10 protein-coding genes are annotated in these 14,540 nt (G+C 72.7%); 9 read left to right on the forward strand and 1 reads right to left on the reverse strand.

What is annotated here, in order from left to right:
* Window positions 1–7: 7 nt before the first annotated feature.
* Both C8K30_RS11010 and C8K30_RS11015 read left to right on the forward strand, forming a co-directional pair.
* On the forward strand, window positions 8–1,552 hold the full coding sequence (locus C8K30_RS11010; RefSeq protein WP_108492932.1) for a sensor histidine kinase: 1,545 nt from the start codon (window positions 8–10) through the stop codon (window positions 1,550–1,552).
* Window positions 1,549–2,223: a response regulator transcription factor gene (locus C8K30_RS11015; protein ID WP_108492933.1), complete on the forward strand. Its 675-nt coding sequence runs from the start codon at window positions 1,549–1,551 to the stop codon at window positions 2,221–2,223. Before C8K30_RS11010 ends, C8K30_RS11015 begins: the two co-directional genes overlap by 4 nt.
* 261 nt (window positions 2,224–2,484) lie before the next feature.
* On the opposite strand, the gene C8K30_RS11020 is transcribed toward C8K30_RS11015, so the two are convergent.
* Window positions 2,485–3,204 carry a hypothetical protein gene (locus tag C8K30_RS11020; RefSeq protein WP_146197424.1) on the reverse strand — a complete coding sequence of 240 codons (720 nt, stop codon included), beginning with the start codon at window positions 3,202–3,204 and terminating at the stop codon, window positions 2,485–2,487.
* Between the two features lie 439 nt (window positions 3,205–3,643).
* Here C8K30_RS11020 and C8K30_RS11025 point away from each other — a divergent pair, with 439 nt between their 5' ends.
* From C8K30_RS11025 to C8K30_RS11055, 7 genes are all read left to right on the forward strand, one after another.
* A complete protein-coding gene (locus tag C8K30_RS11025) occupies window positions 3,644–4,543 on the forward strand; it encodes an ABC transporter ATP-binding protein (protein ID WP_108493069.1) in 900 nt (299 codons plus the stop codon).
* A gap of 29 nt (window positions 4,544–4,572) precedes the next feature.
* Window positions 4,573–5,769: an ABC transporter permease gene (locus tag C8K30_RS11030; RefSeq protein WP_108492935.1), complete on the forward strand. Its 1,197-nt coding sequence runs from the start codon at window positions 4,573–4,575 to the stop codon at window positions 5,767–5,769.
* The gene (locus tag C8K30_RS11035) at window positions 5,766–7,550 is read left to right on the forward strand and encodes a PQQ-binding-like beta-propeller repeat protein (RefSeq protein WP_146197425.1); all 1,785 of its coding nucleotides are present in this window, start codon (window positions 5,766–5,768) and stop codon (window positions 7,548–7,550) included. Before C8K30_RS11030 ends, C8K30_RS11035 begins: the two co-directional genes overlap by 4 nt.
* Window positions 7,551–7,614: 64 nt before the next feature.
* The gene (locus tag C8K30_RS11040; RefSeq protein ID WP_108492937.1) at window positions 7,615–9,231 is read left to right on the forward strand and encodes a PQQ-binding-like beta-propeller repeat protein; all 1,617 of its coding nucleotides are present in this window, start codon (window positions 7,615–7,617) and stop codon (window positions 9,229–9,231) included.
* A gap of 95 nt (window positions 9,232–9,326) precedes the next feature.
* On the forward strand, window positions 9,327–10,994 hold the full coding sequence (locus C8K30_RS11045; protein WP_108492938.1) for a PQQ-binding-like beta-propeller repeat protein: 1,668 nt from the start codon (window positions 9,327–9,329) through the stop codon (window positions 10,992–10,994).
* 47 nt (window positions 10,995–11,041) lie between these two features.
* Window positions 11,042–12,730 carry a PQQ-binding-like beta-propeller repeat protein gene (locus C8K30_RS11050; protein ID WP_108492939.1) on the forward strand — a complete coding sequence of 563 codons (1,689 nt, stop codon included), beginning with the start codon at window positions 11,042–11,044 and terminating at the stop codon, window positions 12,728–12,730.
* Window positions 12,731–12,843: 113 nt separating this feature from the next.
* Window positions 12,844–14,505, forward strand: coding sequence for a PQQ-binding-like beta-propeller repeat protein (locus C8K30_RS11055; protein WP_108492940.1), 1,662 nt, complete (start codon window positions 12,844–12,846; stop codon window positions 14,503–14,505).
* Window positions 14,506–14,540 lie beyond the last annotated feature (35 nt).

The following is a 14,540-nucleotide window of genomic DNA, read 5'->3' on the forward strand; positions in this document are numbered from 1 at the left end:
TGGGGGCATGGCCGATGCTCCACCTCAGTCCGACTCGCGGCAGCCTGACGTCCCCGACGTCCGGCGTCCCGCCGCAGCGCCTCGACCCGTCGAGCGTGCCGCCGGCCGGCTGCTCGACTGGTTCGGCGTCGACTCCGACTGGGAGCGGGTCCCCGCGGGCCGCGACGCCTATCGCAGGGACCTGCTGCTCGGCGCCGGGTTCGCGGTGTTCGCGGCGGTCTCCATCGAGCTGGGCCGCAGCATGGGCATCTTCGAGGACGTGGAGGAGCCGCTGTGGCTCGTCTTCCTGCTCGGGGTGCTCAGCACGGTCCCGCTGGCGTGGCGCCGCCGCTACCCGCTGGTTTCGCTCGTGCTCGTGTACGGGTCGTTCCTCGGGCTCGGCCTGACGATCCCCCCGGTCACCGTGCTCGTGCCGATGCAGGTCATGTACTTCGTCGCGCTGTTCACGGCGGTGGCGTGGGCGCGGGACCGGCGGGCGATGCTCGTGGTGGTCAGCATCTGCGTGCTGGTCATGTTCACGTGGCTCATCTGGATGTTCGCGGTGCAGCAGGGCATCGAGACCATCATCGAGGAGTACCCGACCCCCGCGGACTGGCCCGGCCTGGTCGAGCCGTATCTCGCGAACACCATCTACCAGCTCATCATGAACATCGCGTTCTTCGGCGGCGCGGTGCTGGCGGGCCAGATGCGGTGGAACGCGGCCCGACGCCGGGAGCAGCTCGCCGAGCAGGCAGTCACCATCGAGATGCAGGGGGCCGCCCTGACCGACCAGGCAGTGGTGACCGAGCGGGTGCGGATCGCGCGCGAGCTGCACGACGTCGTCGCGCACCACGTGTCCGTGATCGGCATTCAGGCGGCCGCGGCCCGCCGGGTCCTGGACCGTGACCCCGCCCTCGCGGCGGAGGCCCTGGCCACCATCGAGCGCGAGTCGCGCGAGGGCGTCGCGCAGATGCGGAACCTGGTGGGCACCCTCCGCTCCGTGCCCGACGGCGGTGCGCCCGCCGGGTCCGACGGCGCCTCCCGGGCGCCCGAGCCGGGGCTGGCCGACCTCCCGGCCCTGACCGCCGCCGACCACGACGGCCTCGACACCACGTTCCGCCAGGTCGAGGAGCCGCCGGGCGCAGCACTCGACGTGCCCGCTCCCATGGGGCTCAGCCTGTTCCGAACCGCGCAGGAGGCGATGGCGAACGTGCGGAAGCACTCGACGGCCCGGTCCGCGACGGTCACGCTGCGCGTGGTGCGTGGTCCCGAGGCGCTGACCGACCAGCGGTTCGCGCACGGTTTCGCGGAGGTGGAGGTGCTCGACGACGGCCGTCCTCGCCACGGGACGTCCGGCTCCGGGCTAGGACAGCTCGGGATCCGGGAACGCGCGGCGACGCACCAGGGCTTGGTCGAGATCGGGCCGCGCGCGACCGGCGGGTACCGGGTGAGGATGCGGCTGCCGCTGCCCGCGCAGGCGTCTGCGCCCGCTGCGACGGCGGCCAGGACAGGACGGGCGGCAGCGGTCCGGCCGGGCGCCTCGTCGGATGCCCAGTCGGGGGTGGCCGGATGACGCGCGTGCTGCTGGTCGACGATCAGGCGCTCGTGCGTTCCGGCTTCTCCCTCATCCTCTCGGTGGAGGACGACCTGGAGGTGGTCGGCGAGGCGGGCGACGGCGCGGCGGCGATCGAGCTGACGCGCGAGCTCCGGCCCGACATCGTGCTCATGGACGTCCAGATGCCCGTGATGGACGGCATCGAGGCGACCCGCCGGATCGTGGCGGAGGGCCTCGCGAAGGTGCTGGTCCTGACCACGTTCGACCACGACGAGTACGTGTTCGACGGTCTCGCTGCCGGGGCGTCCGGGTTCCTGCTGAAGAACTCGGACGCGGAGCACCTGGTCGAGGCCGTGCGGACGGTGGCGGCCGGCCACGCGCTGCTCGCTCCGCAGATCACGCGGCGCGTGATCGAGCAGATGGTGGCGGGGGAGCGAACGCCGTCGGGCACGGTGGGTGGCACGCGAACCGCTCACGAGCCGGCTCCCGCGGGCTTCGCCCACCTCACCCCGCGCGAGCGCGAGGTGCTGGAGCTGGTGGGCACCGGTCTGTCGAACGCGGAGATCGCCTCGAGCCTGTTCCTCGGCGAGGCGACGGTGAAGACGCACGTCTCGAACCTGCTGTCCAAGCTCCACCTGCGCGACCGGGTCCAGGCGGTGGTCCTCGCCCACCGGGCGGGCCTGGTCTGAACGAGCGGTGCGACCGACGGATGTCACCGATCGTTGACATTGGGTCGACATGTCATCGATCGGTGACACACGCTCGGGGTGTCACCGATCGTTGACACCAAGCCGATATAGCCGATCTTCTTGTTCGATGGGGCGGCCAATGGAGCCCTGTTCAGGGTGAATTTCATGGCCGGTCTGCGAATGCGAAAGAAGCGGGGCCCGTAGCAGGGCCCCGCTTCTTTGCTTCTGTTGTTGCGCCGGAATGGCCTCCGGTAATTCGGACTATTCGGCCGATTCTGCTGAGGGGCTCGCCGACGGTTCCGGCGAGGGCTCTGTTGTCGGTTCCGTTGACGGCTCCACCGACGGTTCTGTTGACGGCTCGGGCGACGGTTCCGTGGTCGGCTGCGCCGTGGGCTGCACGGTCGGCTCCGCGGTCGGCGGGTCGGTGGGCTCCTCCGACGGCGGGTCGGACGGCTCCGGCGTTGGAGTCGGCGTCGGCGTCGGGCTCGGTGTCGGCGTCGGCGTCGGAGTGGGCGAGGGTGTCGGAGTGGGCGTCGGCCGAGGTGTCGGCTTGTGCGTCGGCGGCTTCGTCGGCTCCTGCGTGGGCCGGTCGGACGGAACGGACGGCCTGGCGGGACCGGCGCCGTTCCCGAGGTCGACGTCCGGCTCGGGCGCGATCGGGAAGTCGGCGACCGGCGGTTCTGTGTACGGCCCCGGCGCGTCCTCATGCTCGCTCTCGGGCGCCGGCGTGTACGTGAACGGGTTGGCCTGCGGCGCGGGCTTGCCCTGCACGTCGACCGTGCCGCCCTCGCTCGGCGCGGACACGGGCTCGCGCTTCAGCATCATGGGCGGCAGGCCCTGCAGTGTGTCGGGCATCGAGGCCCCGGCCGTGGTCAGCCGGTCCTGCTCCTTCCCCGGCGGCTGCACTGCCACTGCACCCATGATCCCTGCCGTCAGCACCAAGGCTGCGGCCGCTCCTGTGACGATCAAACGCTTGCGCACGCTTTGCTCCCCCTGCGGGTTCAGATATTGCCTTGTGCCCCTCTGCCATGACGTTCCGGTCTCTGTGGACCGGGCCGCGAATCATCCTCAGGAGTAAGTCGCTCATTCCTCCGAGGACGGGCCGTCAAGCCATTCAGCGCCGCGTTCATTACATGCGGCGTTCCGGACGGGACAATACGTGGCAGAACGCCGTCGGCAACCGGTGCCTGTAATACCAGGTCAACCGCTGTTACCGCGATGACGGTGCGCAGTGCGATCGGCAGAATGGCGTGCAAGATCGGCGGCTTGAAATGTCCATTTCATGACATTCTTCCGGCCGCGCCTCACGCGGCCGCAGCGGGCCGCAGGAGCCCCGGCAGGCCACGCCCGTCGCCCGGCGGAGTGCGGTTCCGTCTCGAGGCGGATCCACCCCCGACGTCGGACCCATAGCGTGATGGCCATGAGCGATCTGGAAGTGCGGGACCTGACCCGCGTGTTCGCCTCGGGCGACACACCCCGGCGGGCGGTGGACGGCGTGAGCTTCACGGCGTCGTCGGGCCTGCTCACGGGGTTCGTCGGCGGGAACGGGGCCGGCAAGACGACGACCATGCGGATGATCATGGGAGTCCTGGCGATCACGAGCGGCGAGGTGCGGTTCGGCGGCGCACCCGTGACCCGGCGCGATCGCCGCGAGTTCGGGTACATGCCCGAGGAGCGCGGCCTCTACCCGAAGCAGCCGGTGCTGGAGCAGCTGGTCTACCTGGCGCGGCTGCGCGGCATCGATGCGCCGGTAGCCCGGCGCGAGGTGCTGGAGCACCTCGACCGGCTCGGGCTCGCCGGCCGGGCGAAGGATCACGTGGAGAAGCTGTCGCTCGGCAACCAGCAGCGGGTGCAGATCGTCGCCGCGATCATGGGACAGCCGAAGGCGCTCGTCCTGGACGAGCCGTTCAGCGGCCTCGACCCCGCCGCCGTCGACGCGATGGCGGACCTGCTGCGCGAGCACACGCGGCGCGGCGTCCCCGTGCTCTTCAGCTCGCACCAGCTCGACCTCGTGGAACGGCTGTGCGAGCGGCTCGTCATCCTCGGCGGGGGCAAGGTCCTCGCGGACGGCACCCCCGACGACCTGCGGGCCACGGGCGTGACGCGGCACCGGCTGATCCTGTCGGGCGACGCCGGATTCGTGCGCGGCGTGCCGGGAGTGCTGGCCGTGGACGTGGACGGCTCGTCCGCGCTCGTCGAGGTGCACGACGACGCCGCGGCCACCCGCCTCCTGTCCGCCGCCCTGCAGCGGGGTGCGGTCCAGGAGTTCTCCCCCGTACGGCCGACGCTGGCCCAGATCTACCGCGAGGTGACCGCGTGAGCCGCGGGCTCTCGCGGAGAGGAGATGGCATGAGGAACGCATGGATGCTGGTGGCGACCCGCGAGGTCGTCGTGCGGGCGCTCAACAAGGGGTTCCTGATCGGCCTCGCGGTCAACATCGTGCTGATCGGCGGGCTGATCGGCTTCTCGGCCTTCATGGACGGCCGCACCGAGTCGTTCGACGTCGCAGTCGTCGCCGGGGACGACGCAGCGGCGGCGGCGGTCGAGGCTGCCGGCCAGGAGGCCGCGGCGTCGGACCAGGAGATCGAGCTCAGTCCGGTGCGGGTGGACGACGCGGCAGCGGCCGAGGCCGCCCTCGAGGACGAGACCGCTGACGCGTGGCTCAGCTCCGGCGCCGACGGCGCCACCTGGTCCCTGTCGGGCTGGCGGGAGCCCGACGCGGACCTCGCCGAGCTGGTCGAGACCACGGTGCGCGACCAGGTCATGGCAGACCGGGCGACCGACCACGGCACCACCATGGAGGCCCTCACGGCGGGCACCGAGATCGAGACCGAACGCCTCGACGGCAACCCGGTGGACCCGCAGATCGTGTTCATGGCCGGGTTCGTGCTCGCGTTCCTGTTCTTCATGGGGACCGTCGGGTCGGGCGCGATGATCGCGGGCAGCGTGATCGAGGAGAAGCAGTCCCGGCTCGTCGAGATCATCGCGACCGCCGTGCCGCTGCGGCAGCTGCTGGCGGGCAAGATCATCGGCAGCTCCGTGATCGCGCTGGCACAGAACGTGCTCCTGGTGGTCGTCGGCCTCATCGGGGCCTCGTTCACCGACCTCTCGGCCGTCCTGCCCGCGATGACCGCCACGATGGTCTGGTTCGTCGTCTTCTTCACCGTCGGGTTCGTCGCGGTGGCTGCCCTGTACGCGGTGGCGGGCTCGCTCGCGTCCCGCACCGAGGACCTCCAGTACACGACGAGCCCCCTGATGATGCTGCTCATGGGCGTTTACATCGTGACGTTCTCGGCCGACGGCGTGTTCGAACGCGTCCTGTCCTACATCCCGCCGGCGTCCATCGTGTCGATGCCGGTCCGGGTGCTCAACGGGGACACCCTGTGGTGGGAGCCGCTGGTCTCGCTCCTCATCCTCGTGGCCGCGACGTTCGGTGCCGTGCTGCTGAGCGAGCGCGCCTACCGCGGGGCACTCATGCAGACCGGCGGCCGGGTCACGTGGAGATCGGCACTGACCTCGGACCGGGGCACTACCCTCGGGGCGTGACCGAACGCACACAGCACGATGACGCAGCGCCCGGGAGCCCCGAGCCCAAGAAGGTACACACCTTCGACCTGATCGACGAGGTCCCCGGTGCGTCCGACGGCGAGGCCGGTCCGGACGGCTCCGAGTCCGCCGCCGACGGGGCCGGCACCGAGAACGACTTGGCCGAGGAGCCCGCGCCGCGCGGGCCCGGCCGGGCGGCGGTGGCGCTCGCGGGTGCCCGGACCGCCGTCGGGCGGACGGCGCGGCGTGGTGGGGCGGCCGTCCGACGGCGGCTGCCCACCACCCGCCGCGGCAGGGTGCTGCTGGTCGGCGGGACGGCCGCCGTGGTCGTGCTGGCGGTCGTGGCCGGGGTGCTGGTGAACGCCCAGCTGCGCGAGCGGGCGCTCATCGCCGCCCCGGGGGGCGTGCGGAGCCTGGCGGAGAAGCCCAGCGAGCAGTGGTCGATCGATCTCGACGACCCGATCATGGCGACCCTGGTCGAGATGCCGGGCGTGCTCGCGATCGCCGGGGACGAGAAGGTCCGCGGTGTGGACCCGGCTTCGGGCGAGGTGCTCTGGACCGTCGATGTCGGCGAGAACCTGAACTGCGGCCCGACGACGCACCTCGGCATCGGCGGGCCGGGCGCCCTGGACCCGGTCGATCCCCTGGTCTGCGTCAGCTCCTCCGGCGACGACAAGCAGGAGGTCACGGCCATCGATCCGGACGGGGCGGCCACGACCCGCGAGCTCGACCCGGACGCCCTGGTCGCTCCGGCGGCCGGCGGTGGTCTGCTCTCCTTCGAGCTCACGGGCGGCGAGCAGGAGCAGCGGCCAGTGGTGGTCGACAAGGTGGGCGCCCCGCACCTCCCGAAGGGGTTCGTGGGGCCGGACCTGGTGGTTCGTCAGGAGGACGCCGCCACCGGCGCGGAGCGTTGGAGCGAGACCGTCGCGTTCAGCGACCCGCGGGCCGAGAACTGCGTCACCTACAGCGACGACGACCCGGCGCCCGACAACGAGCCCGAACCGGCGCTCGACGTCGCCGGCTCGCTGGGCTGGGAGCTGACCGGCGACATCGTGGAGGTGCAGGGCTGCGGCGTCTCGGCGGCGTTCCTGCTCGACGGCACACGCCTCGACGACCCGAAGGATCCGGCGGACCCCCCGGCCGACGGCGTGGACACCGCATCGTTCGCGTCTCTGCCCGACGGCGGCTGGGTCGGGCCCGGCGCGACGCCCAGCGACGCCGGTGTGCCCAACGACGTCGCGCACCTGCCGGAGGGCGGCACCGTCACGCTCGACGGCCAGGTCCTCGTCCCGTGGGCCACCGACGGCCGGGACCCGGGGCTGCTGCTGACTCGCGCCGGGACGGGCACCGACGCCGTGTCCACCGACAAGGACGACGCGGGTGCGCAGCTCTGGACGGACCCCCGCCTCGGGGCGACGGTGGTGCTGGTCCGGGTGTCCGGTACCGCCGTCGTCGTGGACGAGGAGGGCGCGGTGCGTGCGATCGACCTCGGTACGGGCGCGGACCGCTGGACCCTGGATCCCGAGGTCTTCTCGCTCGCCGACATGGCCTGGGCCGCTGAATCGCTGATCTTCGGGGCCTTCACGGACGGTGACACCCTGCTGCTCCCGGTGACGGCGGACCCGGACGGAGAGAGCTCCGGCCTGCGGCTGCTCGCCATCGATGTCCGCGACGGCTCGATGCGCTGGGACATCAAGCAGGACACCCCGTACACGCAGCTGGTGAGCGTCGACGGGTACCTCGCGCAGATCACGCAGCAGGGCGTCGTCGGGCTCGGCTGAGCCTGCCGTTCCGCCGGCCTGCGGGCTCGGCCGAACCCGCAGGTCACCCGGATAGGCTCTCGTCATGTCACGGCACGACGAGCGGGAACCCGTTGTCTTCGACCTGGTCGAGGACAACGGGCCGGATGCTGGCCCGGGCGAAGGCCCGGACGCCGCCGACGTCGCCTCGCCGGACTCCCCCGACCGGCGGCCGTCCCGGCTGCCCCGCTTGCCCCGGCTGTCGCGGCGCACCTGGCTGGTCGCTGCCGCCGCGGTCACCGTCGTGGTGGTGACGGTGGCCGCGGTCGATCTCGTCCGTGACCAGCGGCGTGCGGACCTGATGCGCACCTCGTCGGTGGGGGTGGCGTCGCTCGCCTATCCGCCGGAGGAAGTCTGGACGGTGCCGTTCGACGTCCCCGCCACGGTGGACCAGAGCTGGTTCATGAGCCAGCAGCTCGTGATCATGGACGGGCGGCTGGTGGTGCCCCCGGGCAGAGCACAGAGCTTCACGGTCGATGCTTCGGACGGGGCGGCCGAACCGGCGCCGGTCGGGTTCGAGGATGTTGTGGCCGTCGACCCGGGCTCGGGCGAGGTGGCCTGGCGGGTCGCCGTGGGCGAGCGCCCCGTGTGCGGCCCGGTCGGCTACGACGCGTCGATCTCGACAGACACGCTGGTGTGCGTGCACGGCCCGGAGAACGAGCGGGAGGTGCTCACGATCGCACCGGACGGGAGCACCCGGTCCCGGGCCGCGGACCTGGCCGAAGGAGAGCAGGTCTTCCCCGCGCCGGACGGCATGGTCGTGCGGGTGGCGCGGATCGGGGACGCCGGGGACGCAGCGGAGCAGGTTGAGTGCAACAGCATGGGCGCGTGCACGCCGGCGGTCCTGACCGAGGGGCGCGACGTCCTGGTCACCGCCGAGGACGCCGAGACGGGCACCGAACGCTGGACGCGCACCATCGCGTTCGCGCCGGTGGATGCGTCCAACTGCCAGCAGTACGACGGCATGGGCGAGGTGACGGGCGTCGACCCCGATCAGGTAACGGTCCATGCCGGGGCCAGGATGGTCGACGTGGACGGCTGCGGTATCCGGGGGACGCTGTCGGCGCTGGGCGTGCGGCTCGATCTCGCGGGTGGCGACGGGTCCGGCCAAGCATGGGTGACCGAGCTCGGCAAGGGCGCCTTCGGCGTGGGGGCCGGGACGGACACCGTCGTCGTCGACGAGGCAGGGAAGACCCTGCGCACCCTGTCCGGCTGGGTGCAGACCGGTGCGGTGTCCCCCGACGCGCCCGACGACCTGTGGTTCGTCGCCGACGGGAGCGGTTTCGGGTTCGACGCCGTGCGCGAGGACGGGTCGGTGGCCTGGACGGACAAGTACAGCGGGGGCGTGCTGCTCGTCGCGCGGGACGTGGTGGTCGTCGACCGCGGGAACAAGGTGGCGGGCCTGGACCGTGTCACCGGCGCGGAGCTCTGGACCTGGTCCGGCGAGCACGTGCTCGGGCTGGCTCGCTACCGGACCCTGACCGACGGCGAGACGGTGGCCCTGGAGCATCTGCCGCAGGAGAGCTCCGGCGAGGGGCTGCTCGTCGCCCTCGATCTCGACACCGGCGAGCAGCTCTGGGACGCGCCGCTGACCAATACGGCAGTCGCGGTCGACGGGCACATCGTCGAGATCACCCTGGACGGCGTAGTCGGCCGGGGCTGACGCCGTGCGAGGACCGAGCCGAAGGCGCGGCGCCGGGGCGGGCCCGGCAGACGGGGACTGATCAGGGGGTCCCGCCCGGAGTTACGCTCAGCCGCATGGGGCGCGACCCGGACGAGGGTGCCGCGTTCGTCTTCGACCTGGTCGACGACGAGGCGGCCGATGCCGACGCGCCGACGAGCCCGGCCGGAGCGGACGGCGACGATTCTCAGGAGGGCGAGCCGCCACCGGGCGGCCTGGGACCGAGGTGGCGCCGCGCGGTGCCGGTCGTGACGGTCCTCGCGATCGCGCTGGGGACAGGGATCGCGGTCGACGGCGTGCGCGACGCCGCCCGGATGGAGCGGATGCGGGACGTCTCCGGGGGCGTGACGGACCTGTCCTCGCCGCTCGACGTGATGTGGGCCTGGACCGGGGCGGTCGACCTCGGCGAGGGCACCACCGACGTCGCGGTGCTCGGCGACGAGCTGGTGTTCGAGTCCGAGGGTCGGCTCGTCGCGCTGGACCCGGCCACCGGAGACGAGACCTGGACCGTCTCGCTCGGCGAGGACCCGGAGTGCGGCCCGATGGCCTCACCGGCGTGGGACGACCCGAGGACGCCATCACTGGTGTGCCTGCAGGGGCGCGTCGCGGAGCGCGAGGCGATGGTGGTCGGGCCCGGCGGCGCGACGTCGGCCCCGCGGGTGCTCGGCGCCGCGGACGCGGCGGAGCACGGGCTGCCCCATACCGGGCCGGACGGGACGGTGCTGCGCGGGAGGCGAGCAGGACCGGCGTCGGAGGTGGATCGCGACGTGACGTGCGACCTGGTGGGAGAGTGCTCCGGGTACGTCCGGACCGGGCGGGACCTCGTGCTTCGCGCGGAGGACGCCGTCACGGGCGAGGAGCGCTGGACCGTGACCGTCCCGTTCCGGGTCACCGAGGCGGTCCAGTGCACCAGGAGGTTCGGCGGGGAGTGGGGCGGCTCGGAGAACCGCGTCGACCTGAGCGGGCAGCTGGACCCGGATGCCTTCGGCGCCCGCGTCTGGTCCGACCTGGTGAACGTGGAGGGCTGCGGGGTCCAGGCGGCCGTCACCCCGGACGGCGTGCTCCTCGGCGCCGAGCTCGAACCGGGCACCAGCTACATGGACGCGCTCGGTACTGGTGGGTACCTGGGGACGTCCTGGAGCGACGTGCCACGCACCACCCTGTACGACGCGGACGGCGACGTCGTCGCCGAGGTCAGCGGGTACGTGATCGTTCAGAAGTCCACCGACGAGTCCGGTGCGGCGGTACTTCTCGCGATCGACGACCTCGGGCGACGGCTGTCGGCCTACGAGACCGACGGGACCGCGCGCTGGGACATTGCGCTCCAGTCGAGCGGCCAGGAGTTCCTCGCCCAGGTGGGCGAGACGGTGGTGATCACGACAGGGGCCGGGACCGTGCGCGGGCTGGACCTGGCCACGGGAGAGGGCGAGTGGCTCTGGGACGGTTCCACCGCGCCGGGAGACTCGGACGGCGGCTACTTCGGGACCGCCTACGTGGTCCAGACGTTCACCGACGGCGAGCTCGTGCTGCTGCTGACCGAGACGGACGGCACCGGGACCCGGGGCATGGTGGCGCTCGACGCGGCCACGGGCGAGATGGTCTGGGAGCAGGCCGGAGGCGGGGCGGCAGGCGTGTTCGACCCGCGGGGCGGCGACGTCCTCGAGCGGGGAGTCACGGGCGACCTGATCGCGGTGGACGGCAACCTGCTGGAGGTCAGCTCGGTCGGCGTCCGCCGGCTCGGGTGAGCCGCCTGCCGCGCCCCGGGTGACCTCCCCGACATACTCTCGACCGCATGGCACGTGATCCGGGCGAGGGCGGTGCATTCGTCTTCGACCTGGTCGACGACGAGGCGGCCGATCCCGAGGCTCCACGTGCCCGGTCCCGGCCAGCCGGCGCGGACGATCCGGACGATGACGATCCGGGCGATGACGATCCCGGGACAGATGAGCCGCCGCCGTCGGGCGGACCGAGCAGGAACGTGCGAGCCGTCGCGCCGGTCGCGGCGGTCCTTGCGATCGTCCTCGGCACGGGCCTGGCGGCGGAGGGCGCGCAGGACAACGCGCGGATCGAACGGATGCGCGACGTCCACGGGGGCGTCGCCGACGTCTCCTCCCCGCTGAGGGAGACGTGGAAGTGGGAGGGCCTCGTCGGTTCCCGCCGGGCGATCGAGGAGGGGCGGGGGAACGAGGTGGCCGTGCTCGGCGACGTGCTCGTCTTCGAGTCCGACGGCGAGCTGGTCGCCCTGCGCCCGGCTACCGGCGAGGAGGTGTGGACCGTCCCCCTGGGAGAAGCCCCGGACTGCGGACCGCTCGGTGCCGCGGGCTGGGAGGAGACCACGACGCCCGCTCTGGTCTGCCTCGCGGGTTCCGGCGCGAACCGCGAGGTCACGGTGGTCGGGCCCGACGGCGTGGCCTCGGCCCCGCGGCTGCTCGGCGCCGCGGACACGAAGCGGTACGGCGAGCCCCGGCCCGGGCCGGACGGGACCGTGCTGCGCGCGAAGCGCGAGGCGTCCGGGCCGGCCGTGAGCTCGGGTGACGCCGTGTGCACCGACACGGGCGAGTGCACGGGGACGGTCGAGGCGGGCCGGGACCTCGTGCTCCGCGCCGAGGACGCCGTCACGGGCGAGGAGCGCTGGAGCGTGACCGTCCCGTTCCGGGCTACGCGGGCCGACCAGTGCAACAACTGGCTCGGCACGTCCTGGGACGGGTCCGGCAACATGGTGGACCTCGAGCAGATGCTCGACCCCGGCGCGTTCGGCGCCCGGATCCAGGGCACCCTCGTGCAGCTGTACGGCTGCGGCATCGAGGCGGCCGTCACCCCGGACGGGGTGCCGCTCGGCATGACCATCGAGCCCGGGACGGGCGGCGTGAACAGCCTCGTCGCGGGCGGGTACACCGGGTTCACGTTCGATGACACCGTGCGGACCGTCCTGTACGCCGCCGACGGCGAGGTCGTCGGCGAGATCACCGGACACGCGCTCGAACCGGGAGTGACGGACGGGTCGGGTCCAGGGACGCTCCTTGCGACGGATTCGTCCGGGCGGCGCCTGCGGGCCTACGAGTCGGACGGGACGCCACGCTGGGTAATCACGACGCGGGCGGACGCCCAGCTGTTCCTCGCGCTGGTGGGCGGGACGGCGATGGTCATGACCGAGGTCGGGACCGTGCGCGGGCTGGATGCCGCCACGGGCGCCGAGCGGTGGGTGTGGGACGGCTCGGACGACGTCGGCGGCGGGTACCTGGAAGACCTGTTCGTGTCCCGGGCTTTCACCGATGGCCAGTCCGCGCTGCTGCTCACCGAGGACGGGGCCGGTGGCGCAGGGCTGGTGGCGCTCGACGTGGCCTCCGGCGAGGTGGTCTGGGAGCAGCATGGTGACGAGGCGGTCACCGGTGGCACGGCCCAGGGATTCGACACCGCGCTCGTCGCCGTGGACGGCAACCTGCTGGAGGTCACGCCGTCCGGCGTCCGGGGGCTGGGGTGACGGGGGCTGGGCGTCCGGGGGCTCGCTGACGGATGCGCCGTGTGCCGCCGTCGCCGTGTTTTCGCCTGGGTTCTTGCGTGAAACGTTGACCGGCCGGGCATACGCTCGGCTGCATGGCACGTCATCCGGACGAGGATGATGCTTTCGTCTTCGACCTGGCCGACGACGAGGGGGGTGTCGATGCGCCACCCGACCCGCCGGATACCGATGGTGACGGCGCCCCGGACGAGGCGGGGTCGACGGCGAGCATGCCTCCGGCGTCGGGCGGCTCGGTCGGGGGACGGCGGACACTCGTGGGCGCGGCGGTGCTGGCGATCGCGCTTGGGACGGGGCTCGTCGTCGACAGCGTGGGCGATGCCGCGCGGATCGAGCGGATCCGCGGGATGAGCGGCGGCGTCGTGGACGTGTCCTCGCCGCTCGACGAGGTGTGGGCATGGGCGGGCGAGGTCGGTCCCCGGGAGGCTTTCCTGGCCGGGGACGGGCACCTGGTCGCCGCCCTCGGCGACGTGCTGGCCTTCGAGTCCGACGGCGAGCTGGTGGCCCTGCGCGCGGCCACCGGCGAGGAGGCGTGGACCGTTCCGCTCGGCGAGGACCCGGACTGCGGGCCAACCGGTTATCGGGGGTGGTCGGAGATCGCGACGACGGTTCTGGTGTGCCTGCAGGGCGCTGGTGCCGGCCGGGAGGTCCTCACCGTGGGGCCCGACGGCGAGGCATCCGTCCCTCGGGCGTTCGACGCTCGGGACGTGCGGCGGTACGGATACCCCCGTCCCGGTCCGGAGGGGACCGTGCTCCGCGCCAAACGGATCGGTCCCGAGTCGGCGGTGGACCTGGGCAGTGCCGAGTGCCCCGATATGGGGGAGTGCAGCGGGACCGTCGAGGCCGGCCGTGACCTGCTGCTCCGCGCCGAGAACGCCGTCTCGGGCGAGGAGCGCTGGCGCGCGACGGTCCCGTTCCGGGCGATGGCGGCCGAGGGCTGCAAGGCCGGGCCCCGCATGCCATGGGACAGGTCGAACGACATCGTGCGGGCCGGCGAACGGCTCGACACCGAGGCGTTCGGCGCGCGGATCGAGGGCGGCCTCGTCGACGTGTGGGGGTGCGGCATCCGGGCCGGCGTCACCCCGGACGGGGCGGTGCTGGACGGGGTGCCCGGGTCGGGCTGGGTGGTCAGCCTCGATACGGGCGGGTACGCCGCGCAGGCGGGGGCCGAGGTGTTCGACGGTGCGATGCGGAGCGCGCTCTTCTCCCCCGACGGTGGCGTCGTCAGCGAGGTCTCCGGGTACCTGGACCGTCCGGAGACGACGGACGAGCCCTACGCGGCGACGCTCCTCGCGATCGACCGGTCCGGGCCGTACCTGCGCTCCTACGAGGCGGACGGAACGCAGCGCTGGGGTGTCGCGGTCGAGGTGGGCTGGCCCATGTTCATCGCTCAGGTGGACGGGACAGTCGTGACCACGACCTGGACAGGAGGCATCCGCGGGCTGGACCTCGCCACGGGGGACGGGCGGTGGGCGTGGGACCCCGAAGGCCTGTACGACTGGTCGTACGACAACACGTACGTGACCCAGGCCTTCACTGACGGGCAGTCGCTGCTCCTGCTGCTGCGGAGCGGGTCCGGCGGCTCCGGGCTGGTGTCGCTCGACGTGGCGTCGGGCGAGGTGGTCTGGGACGGGACCGCGTCCGGCGTCCTCACCCCGTGGGTGGACACGATGCTGCTGGTCGCGGTGGACGGGAACCTGCTGGAGGTCACGCGATTCGGCGTCCGGCGGCTGGGCTGATCTCGTCGACCGCCGTCGCGTGTCGGTGAGCGGTC

Origin of the sequence: Promicromonospora sp. AC04, assembly GCF_003058225.1 — a bacterium.
Lineage (GTDB): Bacteria > Actinomycetota > Actinomycetes > Actinomycetales > Cellulomonadaceae > Promicromonospora.

Excerpts from the sequence above, each read along its gene's own strand:
- C8K30_RS11055 (WP_108492940.1), top strand. The coding sequence starts at position 12,844 with ATGGCACGTCATCCGGACGAGGATGATGCTTTCGTCTTCGACCTGGCC.
- C8K30_RS11015 (WP_108492933.1), top strand. The coding sequence starts at position 1,549 with ATGACGCGCGTGCTGCTGGTCGACGATCAGGCGCTCGTGCGTTCCGGC.
- C8K30_RS11040 (WP_108492937.1), top strand. The coding sequence starts at position 7,615 with ATGTCACGGCACGACGAGCGGGAACCCGTTGTCTTCGACCTGGTCGAG.
- C8K30_RS11030 (WP_108492935.1), top strand. The coding sequence starts at position 4,573 with ATGAGGAACGCATGGATGCTGGTGGCGACCCGCGAGGTCGTCGTGCGG.
- C8K30_RS11045 (WP_108492938.1), top strand. The coding sequence starts at position 9,327 with ATGGGGCGCGACCCGGACGAGGGTGCCGCGTTCGTCTTCGACCTGGTC.
- C8K30_RS11050 (WP_108492939.1), top strand. The coding sequence starts at position 11,042 with ATGGCACGTGATCCGGGCGAGGGCGGTGCATTCGTCTTCGACCTGGTC.
- C8K30_RS11010 (WP_108492932.1), top strand. The coding sequence starts at position 8 with ATGGCCGATGCTCCACCTCAGTCCGACTCGCGGCAGCCTGACGTCCCC.
- C8K30_RS11025 (WP_108493069.1), top strand. The coding sequence starts at position 3,644 with ATGAGCGATCTGGAAGTGCGGGACCTGACCCGCGTGTTCGCCTCGGGC.